The organism is Nonomuraea sp. MG754425 (genome assembly GCF_021699195.1).
In the GTDB taxonomy this organism is placed as follows: Bacteria; Actinomycetota; Actinomycetes; order Streptosporangiales; family Streptosporangiaceae; genus Nonomuraea.
Genome location: NZ_SSXE01000245.1, coordinates 1 through 13,240, shown reverse-complemented (window position 1 = coordinate 13,240; position 13,240 = coordinate 1). Strand labels below are relative to the sequence as shown.

The following is a 13,240-nucleotide window of genomic DNA, read 5'->3' as shown; positions in this document are numbered from 1 at the left end:
GGTGTGGAGCGAGGCGGTGGGGGAGGGCTCTGCCCGTCTGCCGACGATCGACCCCCCGTTGACCTGCGCAAACCCGGCTTTTGACGATTTGGCGTACGTATTCTGCTCATATGAGCAAATTTCGGCTCAAGTGTTGCAACGAGGTTAACGCCCGAATTACGGTGCGTTACCTACGTCACATACGGAGGCCCCTATGAGTGGATTCCGGTCGCTCACTATTCCTGCTCTCCTCCTCGTCACCGCCCTCACCGCCTGCTCGGTGTCCACCAACCCGGGCGGGTCCGCGGAGGCTGGCGGCCAGAAGTCGGATGGCCCCGTCGCCATCGGCTTCAGCCAGGCGACCCAGCAGTCACCCTTCTACGTACAACTCCGCGAGGGCGCGGAGGCGGCCGCCAAGAAGTCCGGCGGCTCGCTCTACTTCGCCGACGCGGGCGGCGACGTCACCAAGCAGAACAACGACATCCAGGACCTGATCACCCGTCAGGTGGACGTCCTGCTGGTCAACCCCGTCGACCCCCAGGGCGTGCAGCCGGGCATCGCCGCGGCCAAGGCGGCCGGCGTGCCGGTCGTCACCGTGGACCGGCCGGTGCCCGAGGGCGCCGCCGCGCACGTCGGGCGCGACAACAAGGCCATGGGCGCGCTCGTCGGCGAGCGGTTGAGCGAACAGCTCGGCGCCAAGGGCGGCAAGGTCATCGAGATCCGCGGCGACGCGGGCGGCGCCGTGGCGCGCGACCGCAGCGCGGGCTTCCACGAGGCCGTGGCCGACAACCCCAAGATCAAGATCGTCGAGGGCCCGTACTCGGACTACGTGCGCTCCAAGGCCGTCACCGCGATGCAGGACCTGCTCCAGGTCCACCCCGACGTCGCCGCCGTGTACGCCCACAACGACGACATGGCGCTCGGCGCCCTCCAGGTCCTGAAGGAGAACGGCAAGGACAAGGTCCTGGTCTCCGGCGTGGACGGCCTGATGGAGGCGGTCAAGCAGATCCCGTCCGGCCAGTACGTGGCCACCGCGCTCAACGACCCGCTCTCCCTCGGCGCGAAGGCCGTGGAGACGGTGCTCAAGGTCCAGAAGGGCGAGCAGGTCGAGCCGTCGATCGACGCGGGCACCGCCCTGGTCGACACGGACAACGCGGCCCAGTACGCGGGCAGCGGCGAGTTCGCCGCGGCACTCAAGTAAGGAAGGCGCAAGGATGCCGGAAACCATGCAGGCCGCGGTGCTCCACGCCCCCGGCGACATCAGGGTCGAACAGGTTCCCGTCCCCGAGCCCGGCCCTGACGAGGCGCTCGTCCGCGTCGCCGCCTGCGGGGTCTGCGGATCGGACGTGCCGCGCATGCTGCGCGCGGGCGCCTACCACTTCCCGATCATCTGCGGCCACGAGTTCTCGGGGCACGTCGTACGGCTCGGCGCCCGCCTGGCCGCCACCGGCCGGGTACGCGAGGGCGACCTGGTCACCGTGCCGCCGCTCATCCCCTGTCACGCCTGCGGGCCGTGCAGCCAGGGTCATTTCAGCCTGTGCAAGGACTACGGCTACTTCGGCAGCCGCCGCGACGGCGCGTACGCCCAGTACGTCACCGTTCCGGACGAGAACCTCATGGTGCTGCCCGAGGGTCTCGACCCGCGTGCGGCGGCCATGCTCGACCCGGCGGCGATCGCGCTGCACGCCCTGTGGCGCACCAAGATGCGCGGCGGACGCCGGGTGGCGGTGGTGGGCGCGGGCCCGATCGGGTTGTTCGCGGTGCAGTGGGCCAAGATCGCCGGCGCCTCCGAGGTGCTCGTGATCGAGCTGAACGAGCAGAAGGCGGCCATGGCCACCGAGGCGGGCGCCACGCACACGGCGACCAGCGCGCAGGCCGCCGCCGAGCTGGCCGGCGACGGCTACGACGTGATCATCGAGTCGGCGGGCGTGCCCGCCACCATCGACCAGGCCGTCTCGCTGGCGGCCCGGCACGGGGAGGCGGTGTTCATCGGCATCCCGCACGACCCCGTGGTGCTGCCCAAGTCGACGTTCAGCTCGTTCCTGCGGCGCGAGGTCACCCTGCACGGTGCCTGGAACTCCTTCTCCGCGCCGTTCCCCGGCGAGGAGTGGCGGGTGGCGGCGCGCGCGCTGGCCTCCGGCGACCTCGCGTGGAAGTTCATGATCACGCATGAGCTGGGGCTGGACGCGCTGCCCGAGACCATGGTGCAACTGGGCGAGCGGTCGATCTTCAGCTCCAAGGTCCTCTTCCTGCCGAACGAGGCCTGACCATGGCTGCCTTCCTCGCCCTCGACCTGGGGACCGAAGGCGCCCGCGCGGCCGTCTACACCGGAGAAGGGGCGCTCGTCGGGTCGGGCAGTCACGCGTACCCGACCCGCTTCCCCCGGCCCGGCTGGGCCGAGCAGGATCCGGACGACTGGTGGCGGGCGAGCGTGCACGCCGCCCGGCAGGCGCTCGCGGAGGCGGGCGGCCCGGCCGTCAGCGGGATCGCGGTCGCGACCACGGCCTCGACCGTGGCCGTCCTCGGCGGGGACGGCCGCCCGCTGCGGCCGGCCCTGCTGTGGATGGACGGACGGGCCGGCGAGGAGTCGGAGCTGACCGCGCGCTGCGAGCACCCGGTGCTCCGGTACGCGGGCGGCTCCGACGCGGTGGAGTGGCTGGTCCCCAAGGCCATGTGGCTGGCACGCCACGAGCCGCAGACCTACCGCGCCGCCGCGCGCATCACCGAGGCCGTGGACTACATGGTGTGGCGGCTCACCGGCCGGTGGGCCGGGTCGCGCATGAACGCGGTCTGCAAGAGCAACTACGACCCGCGCGGCACGGGTTTCCCGCACGACCTGTACGAGCAGTTCGGCATCCCCGACCTGGGCGAGAAGCTGCCCGGCGAGATCGTGCCCGTCGGCGACCCGGTGGGCCCGCTCGGCGCGGCCGCCCGCGAGGAGCTGGGCGTCACCGGGCCCGCCACGGTCGTGTCCGGCGGCATCGACGCGCACCTGTCGCTGCTGGCCCTCGGGGGCGCCCGCGACGGCCAGGTGTCGATCGTGTGCGGCACCTCCAACGCCTTCGTCACGGAGATCTCCGAGCCGGTCTTCCCGAGCACGGTGTGGGGGCCGTACCCGGACGCGCTGCGTACCGGCCGCTGGCTCGTGGAGGGCGGGCAGGTGAGCGCGGGCTCCGTGCTGGCCTGGGCCGGAGAGCGGCTGATCGGCCGGCCGCGGGCGGAGATCGGCGGGCTCATCAAGGCCGCGGCCGAACTGCCGCCGGTCGATCACGGCCTGATCGTGCTCGACTACTTCATGGGCAACCGCACCCCGCTGCGCGACCCGCGGCTGAGGGGCGCGGTGCTCGGGCTGACCCTGGCCAGTTCCCCCGAGCAGGTCTACCGGGCGGCCGTGGAAGGCGTCGCGTACGGCACCCGCCAGGTCATCGACTCCTTCACCGACGGCGGCGTCGCCGTCGAGGAGATCTTCGTCTCCGGCGGCATCCAGCACAACGAGCTGTGGCTCCAGACGACCGCCGACGTGCTCGGCCGTCCGATCCGCCTGGTCGCCGGCGACAACCTCACGCTGCGCGCCTGCTCGGTGCTGGCCGCGGCCGGGTCGGGCCACCACGCCTCGCTGGCGGAAGCGGCGGCGCAGTACGCGCCCCCGGTCCGCACGGTGGAGCCGGTCGCCGGGAACGTGGAGACCTACCGGGGCGGCTACGCCGACTACCGCGCGGCCACCGCCGCGACGACGGAGCTGTCCCACCGGCTGAGCACGAGGCCCCGGCCATGAGCACCGACGACCTGCTCTACCAGGTGGCCGTCCGCTACTACGAGTCCGGCGAGACGCAGGAGCAGATCGCGCACGCGCTGCACCTCACCCGCTGGAAGGTGGGCCGGATGCTGGCCGAGGCGCGCGAGGCCGGCATCGTGCGCATCGAGGTGCTGCACCCGCGCTCCCGTGTGCGCACGCTGGAGCGTTCCCTCAAGGAGCGCTTCGGCCTGCGCGAGGCCGTCGTGGTGGCGGGTGGCGACGACGACGAGGAGCAGGCGCGCGACCGGGTGGCCGCGGCCGGCGCCGACCACCTGAAGGAACTGCGGCCCGCGCCCCGCCTGATCGGCGTCTCCTGGGGACGCACGCTCGACCGCCTGGCCGGCGGGCTCACCCCCGGGTGGGCCACGGGCGTCCACGTGGTGCAGATCAACGGCGGCCTCAGCCGGTCGCGGCAGCCGACGAGCGCGCACAGCATGGCCGGCCTGATCGCGCACCACGGCGGCGGCACCGCGACCCTGCTGACCGCCCCGGCGATCCTGGAGCAGGAGAGCACCCGGGCGGTGCTGGAGAGCGACCGGTCGGTCGCCGACGTGCTCGCCCTCGCGCTCCGGGCCGAGCTGTTCCTGTTCAGCCCGGGAAGCATGGGCAGCGACTCGGTGCTCGTCGACTCCGGCCAGATCGGCGCGGACGACCTCGAACGGCTCACCGGGGCCGGGGCGGTCGGCGACGTGCTGGGCCGCTTCATCGACGCCCGGGGACAGATCGTGGACACCGCCCTCGACCGGCGCACCCTCGGACTCTCCCTCGACGTCCTGCGCTCGGCCACCACCTCCGTCGCGCTGGTCAGCGGCGCGGCCAAGCGCGCCGTGTGCCTGGCCGTGGTGTCGAGCGGCCTGTGCGACGTGCTGATCGTCGACGACCACAACGCCCACCACCTCCTGGAGGCACCATGACCGCGGAACGCCTGCGCATGGCCGGGATCGTCAAACGTTTCCCCGGCTCCGTCGCCCTCGACGGGGTCGAGCTGAGCGTGCGGCCTGGCGAGGTGCACTGCCTGCTGGGCGAGAACGGGGCGGGCAAGAGCACGCTGATGAAGATCCTGGCGGGCTCATACCACCCGGACGAGGGCACGATCCTGCTGGACGGGCAGCCGTACAGCCCCTCGACGCCGCACGCCGGGCTGGCGGCCGGCATCGCGGTGATCTACCAGGAGCTGGACCTGCTGCCCGACCTCTCGGTGGCGCAGAACCTGCTGCTCGGCCGCGCCCCGCACCTGGGCCCCTTCGTACGGCGGGCGCGCCGGGCGAAGCTGGCCCGCGAGGCGCTCGACCGGGTCGGCGCGTCGTTCCCCGTGACGGCGAAGGTCAGGGACCTGCCGATCGCGTCGCAGCAGCTCACGGCCATCGCCAAGGCGCTGACCGCCGACGCGCGGGTGATCGTCATGGACGAGCCGTCGGCCACGCTCGGCGAGAGCGAGCTGCTGGCCGTGTTCGCGGTCATCCGGTCGCTGACCGCCGAAGGACGTTCGGTGATCTTCATCTCGCACCGGATGGACGAGGTGATGGAGATCGGCGACCGCGCGACCGTGCTGCGTGACGGCCGCGCGGTGGGCGTCTACGACCTGGCCTCGACCGGCCCGGACGAGCTGGTCGCGGCGATGATCGGCGAGGCCGGCGAGCTGGTCGGCGCGACCGACCGGCCCGCCCCCGAGGGCGATCCGCTGCTGAGCGTCGAGCGGGTCCACGTGCCGGGGCTGCTCGACGTGCGCGACCTCGACGTGCGGCCCGGCGAGGTCGTGGGGCTGGCCGGGCTCGGCGGCGCGGGGCGTACCACGCTGCTGCGCGCGCTGTTCGGCGACCTCAAGGCGCAGGTCGTGGCCCGGCTGGACGGCCGCCCGCTCAAGGTGGGCAGCCCGGCCGCGGCGGTGCGGGCCGGGCTGGCGCTCGTGCCGGAGAGCCGCAAGGAGCAGGGTCTGATGCTGGGCCTGTCCGTGAGCCGCAACGCCGCCATCGGCGCGCTCGGCAAGCCCCCGTGGGTGTTGCCCGGCCGTCTCGGGCGGCGCCTGACCCGGCCCGCGCTCGACAGTCTGGGCGTCAAGGCCGCCGGGCCCGGCCAGCTCGTGGGCCAGCTCTCCGGCGGCAACCAGCAGAAGGTCGTGCTGGCCAAGTGGATCACCCGCGGCGGGATCAGGCTCCTGCTGCTGGACGAGCCCACACGCGGACTCGACGTCGGCGCCAAGGCCGACCTCTACCGCCAGGTGCGCCACCTGGCCGACCAGGGCGTGGCCGTGCTGCTCGCCAGCAGCGAGCTGAACGAGCTCACGGCCAACGCCGACCGGATCCAGGTCCTGTACGAGGGCCGCAACGTCGCGCGCTTCGACCCCCGGGTCAGCCCGGAAAGCGTGATCGCGCACACCGTCATCACAGGAGCCACACCATGACCGCATCCGTCGGAATGGCCTCCACCGGCCAAGAAGGCGCCGCCCGCTCGCGCCGCGGCGCCGACCTCATCGTCAAGTCCAACCTGCTGCTGGTCTTCCTCGGGCTGTGCGTGGTCGCCTCGCTGCTGGCCCCGCAGTTCCTCACCGGCCGCAACATCGCCAACCTGCTGCAGCAGTCGTCGCTGACCGGGATCGTCGCCATCGGCATGACCATGGTGGTGCTGACGGCGGGCATCGACCTGTCCGTGGGCAGCGTGGCCGCCTTCGGCGGGATGACGGTCGCGCTGCTCATGGCCGGGGGAGTGCCGGTCCTGTGGGCCATCGTGCTCAGCATCGCGGCCGGGGCGGCGTTCGGCGCGTTCATGGGCGGCCTGTCGGCGTATCTGGCGTTGCCGGCGTTCATGACGACATTGGCGGGGCTCACGGCCATCCGCGGGCTCACGTACCTGCTGACCGACGGCAAGCCGGCCGACAGCGGCGGGTCGGAGGTGTTCCAGCTCCTCGGCGGCGGGTTCATCGGTTACGTGCCGATCGTCGGGATCATCTTCGTGGCGATCACCATCCTGGCCGCCGTGGTGCTGCGCGGCACCACGTTCGGCGAGTACGTCTACGCGGTCGGCAGCAACAAGGAGGCCGCGCGCCTGTCCGGGCTGCCCGTACGTGGCGTGATCACGACCGTGTTCGCCGTGTCGGGCGCGCTGGCGGCGCTGGCCGGGGTGCTGCTCACCTCCCGCCTGACCGTGGGCCAGCCCACCGCGTTCAGCGGGCTGGAGCTGGACGCGATCGCGGCCGTGGTGCTCGGCGGCACCAACCTGTTCGGCGGCCGGGGCGGCGTGTTCGGCACGTTCATCGCGGTGCTGCTGCTGTCGGTGCTGCGGAACCTGTGCAACCTGCTCGGGCTCGGCTCCTTCTTCCAGATGGTGGTGACCGGCCTCATCCTGCTGGTCGCCCTCGTCCTCAACCTGCTCATCGAGAGGCGTGGCGCTCGTGCCTGACACCCTTCCCGGCTCGTTGCGGGCCTACCTGCACGGACTGCCCGGCGTGGACGAGGTCGGCGTCCGCCGCCGGGCCGCCGACCTGGCCACCCGGTCGGTCAAGACCAGGGCCAAGCGGTCGGCGATCGACCTGGCCATCCGGATGGTCGACCTGACCACCCTGGAGGGGGCGGACACGCCCGGCAAGGTACGCGCGCTGGCGGCCAAGGCCGTACGGCCCGACCCGGCCGACCCCACGGCGCCGTCGGTGGCCGCGCTCTGCGTGTACCCCGACATGGTCGCCACGGCCGCGCGGGCGCTGGCGGGCACCGGCGTCGGACTCGCCTCGGTCGCCACCGGCTTCCCCGCCGGGCGTACCTCGCTGGAGGTCAAGCTGTCCGACACGCGGGCGGCGGTGGCCGCGGGGGCCACGGAGATCGACATGGTGATCGACCGGGGGGCGTTCCTGGCGGGCGACTACCGCAAGGTCTTCGACGAGATCGTCGCCGTCAAGGAGAGCTGCGGAGACGCGCACCTGAAGGTCATCCTGGAGACCGGCGAGCTGGTCACCTACGACAACGTGCGCCGGGCGTCCTGGCTCGCGCTGCGGGCCGGCGCCGACTTCATCAAGACCTCGACGGGCAAGGTCGCGCCCGCCGCCACCCTGCCGGTCACGCTGGTCATGCTGGAGGCCGTCAGGGACTACCGGGCCGCGACCGGCCGGCAGGTCGGCGTCAAGCCGGCCGGCGGCATCCGCACCACCAAGGACGCCATCCGCTACCTCGTGCTGGTCAAGGAGATCGCCGGGGACGACTGGCTGGACCCGGCATGGTTCCGGCTGGGCGCCTCGACGCTGCTGAACGACCTGCTCATGCAGCGCACCAAGCTCACCACCGGGCACTACTCCGGTCCCGACTACTACACCATCGACTAGGGAGAGGCGTGGAGATCTTCGAGTACGCGCCCGCGCCGGAGTCACGAGCCATCGTGTCCATCCGGCCGTCGTACGACCTGTTCATCGACGGGGAGTTCGTCGAGGCCAAGAGCGACGAGCGCATCGTCACGGTCAACCCGGCCGACGAGGAGCCGCTGGCGGAGGTGGCCGCCGCCGGCGACGCCGACGTGGAACGGGCCTTCGCGGCAGCGCGCAGGGCGTACGAGCGGGTGTGGTCGGCCCTGCCGGGCGCCGAGCGCGGCAAGTACCTGTTCCGCATCGCGCGCATCATCCAGGAGCGCGCCCGCGAACTGGCCGTGCTGGAGTCGCTCGACAACGGCAAACCGATCAAGGAGACCCGGGACGTCGACCTGCCCCTGGTCGCGGCCCACTTCTTCTACTACGCCGGCTGGGCGGACAAGCTCGCGCACGCGGGCACCGCCGGCACGCGTCCGCTGGGCGTGGCCGCGCAGGTCATCCCGTGGAACTTCCCGCTGCTCATGCTGGCCTGGAAGGTCGCTCCCGCGCTGGCGACGGGGAACACGGTCGTGCTCAAGCCGGCCGAGACCACGCCGCTGACGGCGCTGGCCTTCGCCGAGATCTGCCAGGAGGCGGGGCTGCCGCCCGGCGTGGTGAACATCGTGACCGGAGCCGGCGACACCGGCCGCGCCGTGGTCGCGCACCCCGAGGCCGACAAGATCGCCTTCACCGGCTCGACCGAGGTGGGGCGCCAGATCGCCCGCGCCGTGGCGGGCACGGACAAGCGGCTCACCCTGGAGCTGGGCGGCAAGGGCGCCAACATCGTCTACGACGACGCGGCCATCGACCAGGCCGTCGAGGGCATCGTGACCGGGATCTTCTTCAACCAGGGGCACGTGTGCTGCGCGGGCTCGCGGCTGCTGGTGCAGGAGTCGATCGCGGAGGAACTGCTGGAGCGGCTGCGCGCCCGGATCTCGCTGCTGCGGCTCGGCGACCCGCTGGACAAGAACACCGACATCGGGGCGATCAACTCCGCCGCGCAGCTCGCCCGGATCCGGGAGCTGACGCTCGCCGGGGAGTCGGAGGGGGCCACGGGGTGGTCGCCGGCGTGCCCGCTGCCCGAGCGCGGGTACTGGTTCCCGCCGACCGTGTTCACCGGGGTCACCCAGGCGCACCGGATCGCCCGCGAGGAGATCTTCGGGCCGGTGCTGTCGGTGCTCACCTTCCGCACGCCGGACGAGGCCGTCGCCAAGGCGAACAACACGCCGTACGGGCTCTCCGCCGGGGTGTGGACCGAGAAGGGCTCCCTGATGTTGTGGACCGCGAGCCGGTTGCGTGCCGGCGTCGTGTGGTCCAACACCTTCAACGTGTTCGATCCCGCCAGTCCTTTCGGCGGCTACAAGGAGTCCGGTTACGGCCGCGAGGGCGGCCGGCACGGGCTGGAGGCGTACCTTGGCTGACATCCCTCCGCGCATCGCGGTGCGCAGGACGTACAAGCTCTATGTCGGTGGCGCGTTCCCGCGCTCGGAATCAGGCAGGTCCTATCCCGTGACGTCCGCCTCCGGAGTCCACCTCGGCAACGCCGCACTGGCCTCCCGCAAGGACGTGCGCGACGCCGTGGCGGCGGCGCGCAAGGCGTTCCCCGGCTGGTCGGGGCGCACGGCGTACAACCGGGGGCAGATCCTCTACCGGGTCGCCGAGATGATGGAGGGACGGCGGGAGCAGTTCGCCGCCGAGGTGGCCGAGGGCGTGGGCAAGGCGAAGGCGCACACGCTGGTCTCGTCCGCGATCGACCGCTGGGTCTACTACGCCGGCTGGGCCGACAAGCTCGGCCAGGTGCTCGGTGGCGCGAACCCGGTGTCGGGCCCGTACTTCAACGTGTCCGAGCCCGAGCCGACCGGCGTCGTGGGCGTGCTCGCGCCCGGCGGCTCCTCGCTGCTCGGGCTGGTCTCGGTGCTCGCGCCGGTGATCACGTCGGGCAACACGGCGGTGCTGGTGGCGAGCGAACGGGCCCCGCTGCCGGCCGTCACGCTGGCCGAGGCGCTGGCCACCTCCGACCTGCCCGCAGGCGTGGCGAACGTCCTGACCGGCCGGGTGGCCGAGCTGGCGGCGCCGCTGGCCGGGCACGCCGACGTCAACGCCTTGGACCTGACCGGCGCGGGCGATCTCGCGACCGGGCTGGAGGAGCTGGCGGCGACCACGCTCAAGCGGGTTCTGCGCCCCGGCCACGACGACTGGAGCGATCCCGATCCGGGCCTGTCCCGGGTCAGGCCGTTCCTGGAGACGAAGACGGTCTGGCACCCGATCGGCCTCTGACACCGGTCGAGCGCAGGAGTATGGGCCCGGCGTTCGCTGTCGCGGGGCGCAGCCGTGGCGGCCGGCGCCGCCGCGACCGTGCCGCTGCTGGGCGCTGCGGTCACGGCGGGAGCCGGCGGCGGTGACGCGGACCCCGACATCCCGCCGGACACGCTGCCCGGCGGGTCTACGACAAGTACGTGGCGCTGTTGGCCGCCGCGGGCAAGTTCTCCGGCGTGGTGCTGCTGTCTGTCATCCTCAGCAACGCCGATGGCGAGACGCTGCAGGCGCTGGGCGGGCGGGAGGTGCAGGCCGTCACCGGGGGCACGCCCGGTGGCGGCGGGGGTGGCTGAGTCGTAGACCGTGGACCAGGGCCCGTACTCGGCGGCGGGCAGGTCTCCGCCACGGGCTGCCGGTACGACACCGCCAGATCACCGCGTTGAACTGCTGCCGCAGATCCGGGATCGGGCGGCAACAAGAACCAGCAGTTCCCCCGGGTGAGGAGATCTTCCGCAGCGCACGTTCGCGCGCTGGGCCTACAGCATGAGGGGCGCACCTGCGCCAGTGCTCCGTCGGGACAGGAAGTTCGCCGCTGGTGACACCGCGCCCCCAGGTTCTGCACGCCCACCTGCAGGTCCGACTTGGCCAGCCTGTTCTCGATCGTGCCCGCCTCGCTCGAACACCTCCGCCACACTCACCACGCCGGAGGCCACCTCCGCCAACAGCGCACGACGCGCCGTACACGCCTCGGCCGCCTTCGCACGCTGCTCCGCCGTCATCGCCGGCGGGGCCATCAGGCACCTCTCCCGTAGAGATATCGGCTGGTAAATGACCCCCACCAGAGATCTATCGTCAACGCCTACCGTGCCTGCGGCCTCACCCTGGACACCATCCTCATGGATCTCCAGTCCTTCGACGCCTACGAGCGGTTCGGAGCCACCACCAACGCCCGCGGCGAACCCCTCGCCGTTCCCACCCGCAAAACCCTCCCGCACTTCACCCCGGCAGAGGGCGCACTGTACGAACGGCTCACCGACCCGCGATGGCCCCGGGCACGCAGGATCGAGCAGGAACGCATCCCCCTCGCCATCGCCGCCGACCTCGTCCTGACACCCGGTCCGAGGCAGGCCGGGCCAGGCGGCGGGGGTGCGAGGTGAAGGATGAGCACGGCAGCGAACCGGGGACCGGCCGTGACCGAACAGACCGGTGAGCGGCGGGGACGCCTACGGCGGACGGGCATCGTGGATGCGCCGGCAGGGTGTCCAGCTCGGCGACGCGCCCGCGACCAGGCGCAGATCAACGAAGACCACCGACGAGCCGGGAGACATCTCGGGCACCTCCCGCTCGCGATGCCGGACGTCGTCGGCTCAGCCGCCTGAAGCCGGTCCTTCGGCGCGCATCGCCGAGAGCATCAGCGGGGAAGTGATCCCGTGCTGGGCGGCGGCTTCGGTGAGGAAGGTCGCCAGCCAGCCCAGCGCGTCCAGTGACCATTCGGCGACCGTGCCGGTGAACGTGGCGTTGTAGCGCGAGGGCCCGCACCACAGTTCATCGGTGATGGGGGGATGCAGGGAGATGGGGGCGTCGCCGGTCAGCGAGAAGGAGCCGAGGACGTCCTGCTTGAACTCCCGCAGCCACGCGACGATCTCGGGTGCCGCCTGCCGGAATTCCGGATTCTGCCCCCCGTCCACCGTCACCCGTACCGGCGTCCTGGCCTGGGTGGGGCAGTCGGCGAACCAGCCGGCTGCATCCAGCAGGCCGAAGGCCGGGTTCATCCGTGCTGCGGCTGGTCGTCCGGCCAGATGCTCCACAGGCAACAGGAGCCGGACTCCCTCCAGGCGCAGGGTGCCGATGCGCGAGGCGACGTCACCGGCGCACGCCAGGAACGCCTGCACCGGCAGCGTTCCCGTGGCCGGGATCGGGTCGACCAGCATGACCTGAAACCAGGCGACCTGGGCAGGATGCCCTTGCGCACCAGCGTGTTCGGAGGCGTCGTTCATGCCCCACACGCCCGGGGCGCCCTCGACCGCCTGGGCGAGCCAGCCCATCGCCGTCGAGCGGGCGTAGAACAGGTTGTAGGCGTCGGCGGAGCACGTGTCCGGATCCCGCCATGGATGAGGCACGAGTTCGCCGTAGAGTCCGGCGTAAAGAGTGCTGCTCATCGTGTCTCTCTCCTGCTATCGCCTGCATGGGATGTTGCGGGCCACCGTGGTGAGCGTGTCCGGGGTGTCCATCGCGCCGACGAGGTCCACCTCGATCACGCTGCGCCATCCCGTGGTAGTGCTGCTGATACATGCTGCTCGTCCTGTTGCACGCTTGCCCCGGCCGCCCGTGCCGGAAGCCAAGGTGTGCCTGCCCCGGGTTCCGGCAGCTATCCATCGTCCGCCGATGTTCTGCTGCAGTTGGACGGTGACGACGGCGAGCCGTGTCGAGGCGTGCTCTGCCGCCGCGAGCGGAAAGTACGGCACGCAGGCGATGCCGTCCCGTTCACACCGCGCGAGCGCCTCGGCGTTCTTCCGGTCGTGGATGCGGAAGCGGCTCTGCACCGCGGCGACCGGGGCGATAGACCGTGCCTCGTCGACGTGGCTGACGCCGAGATGTCGGATCAGCCCCTCGCGGCGCAGGTCCGCGAGGACCGTGAAGCCTTCGCCGAGTGATTCGCCGCCGGCGTCGCCCACGCGCAGGTGGACCAGGTCGAGATGGTCCCGGCCGAGGCGGCGCAGGTCCTGTTCGACCAGACCGCTCAGTTGAGCGGCGGCGGCCTCGCCAGGGGAGCTGACTTTGGTGGCGATCATCAGGTCTTTCGGATACGGCGACAACGCCTGCCGGATCAGCTCGTGCGCATGGAGGTCACCGAACCCGTAGGTGCCCGCGGTGTCGATGTG

General features: G+C 72.0%; 13 protein-coding genes. 11 read left to right on the top strand and 2 right to left on the bottom strand.

Annotated elements, in window-relative coordinates; translation table 11 throughout:
* Nucleotides 1-193 precede the first annotated feature (193 nt).
* The 11 genes from FAF44_RS47530 (at nucleotide 194) to FAF44_RS47480 (ending at nucleotide 11,515) form a co-directional block, all read left to right on the top strand.
* Entirely contained in the window at nucleotides 194-1,180 is a 987-nt protein-coding gene (locus tag FAF44_RS47530) for a substrate-binding domain-containing protein (RefSeq protein ID WP_237110054.1), read from the top strand.
* Between the two features lie 13 nt (nucleotides 1,181-1,193).
* Nucleotides 1,194-2,246, top strand: coding sequence for a galactitol-1-phosphate 5-dehydrogenase (locus tag FAF44_RS47525; protein ID WP_237110053.1), 1,053 nt, complete (start codon nucleotides 1,194-1,196; stop codon nucleotides 2,244-2,246).
* A gap of 2 nt (nucleotides 2,247-2,248) precedes the next feature.
* Nucleotides 2,249-3,754 (top strand): ribulokinase, encoded by a 1,506-nt coding sequence (locus FAF44_RS47520; RefSeq protein WP_237110052.1) that lies wholly within the window; start codon nucleotides 2,249-2,251, stop codon nucleotides 3,752-3,754.
* Nucleotides 3,751-4,689: a sugar-binding transcriptional regulator gene (locus FAF44_RS47515; protein WP_237110051.1), complete on the top strand. Its 939-nt coding sequence runs from the start codon at nucleotides 3,751-3,753 to the stop codon at nucleotides 4,687-4,689. The genes FAF44_RS47520 and FAF44_RS47515 overlap by 4 nt, the downstream gene beginning before the upstream one ends.
* Entirely contained in the window at nucleotides 4,686-6,176 is a 1,491-nt protein-coding gene (locus FAF44_RS47510; RefSeq protein WP_237110050.1) for a sugar ABC transporter ATP-binding protein, read from the top strand. The genes FAF44_RS47515 and FAF44_RS47510 overlap by 4 nt, the downstream gene beginning before the upstream one ends.
* Nucleotides 6,173-7,171 (top strand): ABC transporter permease, encoded by a 999-nt coding sequence (locus tag FAF44_RS47505; RefSeq protein WP_237110049.1) that lies wholly within the window; start codon nucleotides 6,173-6,175, stop codon nucleotides 7,169-7,171. Before FAF44_RS47510 ends, FAF44_RS47505 begins: the two co-directional genes overlap by 4 nt.
* A complete protein-coding gene (gene deoC, locus FAF44_RS47500; protein ID WP_237110048.1) occupies nucleotides 7,164-8,084 on the top strand; it encodes a deoxyribose-phosphate aldolase in 921 nt (306 codons plus the stop codon). The genes FAF44_RS47505 and deoC overlap by 8 nt, the downstream gene beginning before the upstream one ends.
* Nucleotides 8,085-8,098: 14 nt before the next feature.
* Entirely contained in the window at nucleotides 8,099-9,523 is a 1,425-nt protein-coding gene (locus FAF44_RS47495; RefSeq protein WP_237110055.1) for an aldehyde dehydrogenase family protein, read from the top strand.
* Nucleotides 9,516-10,379, top strand: coding sequence for an aldehyde dehydrogenase (locus FAF44_RS47490; protein ID WP_237110047.1), 864 nt, complete (start codon nucleotides 9,516-9,518; stop codon nucleotides 10,377-10,379). Before FAF44_RS47495 ends, FAF44_RS47490 begins: the two co-directional genes overlap by 8 nt.
* Nucleotides 10,380-10,558: 179 nt before the next feature.
* A complete protein-coding gene (locus FAF44_RS47485; protein ID WP_237110046.1) occupies nucleotides 10,559-10,711 on the top strand; it encodes a hypothetical protein in 153 nt (50 codons plus the stop codon).
* Nucleotides 10,712-11,179: 468 nt separating this feature from the next.
* Nucleotides 11,180-11,515: a Wadjet anti-phage system protein JetD domain-containing protein gene (locus FAF44_RS47480; RefSeq protein WP_272896011.1), complete on the top strand. Its 336-nt coding sequence runs from the start codon at nucleotides 11,180-11,182 to the stop codon at nucleotides 11,513-11,515.
* Between the two features lie 210 nt (nucleotides 11,516-11,725).
* Here the strand turns inward: FAF44_RS47480 and FAF44_RS47475 are convergent, their stop codons facing one another.
* Together FAF44_RS47475 and FAF44_RS47470 are read right to left on the bottom strand one after the other, a co-directional pair.
* The gene (locus FAF44_RS47475; RefSeq protein WP_237110044.1) at nucleotides 11,726-12,517 is read right to left on the bottom strand and encodes a hypothetical protein; all 792 of its coding nucleotides are present in this window, start codon (nucleotides 12,515-12,517) and stop codon (nucleotides 11,726-11,728) included.
* Nucleotides 12,518-12,532: 15 nt separating this feature from the next.
* On the bottom strand, nucleotides 12,533-13,240 hold a 708-nt coding region (locus FAF44_RS47470), incomplete at its 5' end, for an aldo/keto reductase (protein ID WP_237110043.1).